Origin of the sequence: Mesorhizobium sp. M7D.F.Ca.US.004.03.1.1 (assembly GCF_003998635.1) — a bacterium.
In the GTDB taxonomy this organism is placed as follows: domain Bacteria; phylum Pseudomonadota; class Alphaproteobacteria; order Rhizobiales; family Rhizobiaceae; genus Mesorhizobium; species Mesorhizobium loti.
In genome coordinates this window covers 1-437 of sequence record NZ_RZQG01001813.1, presented here as the reverse complement: position 1 = coordinate 437, position 437 = coordinate 1, and the positions used below count along the sequence as shown (strand labels likewise).

General features: G+C 66.1%; 1 pseudogene. It reads right to left on the bottom strand.

Annotation, left to right across the window (positions count from 1 at the left end):
* A pseudogene (locus EN935_RS40175) lies at positions 1-437 on the bottom strand (helix-turn-helix transcriptional regulator); the annotation flags it as partial.

Sequence of the window (437 nt, the reverse complement as noted above, 5' to 3'; positions counted from 1 at the left end):
ATGTCGGGCCGGTTCATGCGCTCGGCAAGGCCGACTGCCTTTTCGCCAAGCAGCAAGGCCTCATCCAGCCTCTCGGCCAGCATCGCCAGTTGCGAGAGGTTGGAGTAGGCCATGGCGAGTTCGGCGCCGGCCGGCACGGTTTCCAGCAGTGCCACCGCCTGTTCGCCGAAGACGTCGGCGGCCTTGCGGTCGCCCATCAGATAGGCAAAGCGCGACAGCCATCTGAGGCTGTCGCCTTCCTTCGCCCTGTTGCCTTGAGCCTGATGCAGGAGGCGCGCATGGCCCTGCGCCTCGATGGCCTCTTCGATCTGGCCAATGAGATGGCATTCGAAGGCATATTTCTCGTAGAGCACGGCGCGGTCCACCGCCGGCAGGCTGTCCGCATGCCGCAGGGCGACCTCATAGTAGCCGGCCGCGTCGCGATGCGCGCCGACGCG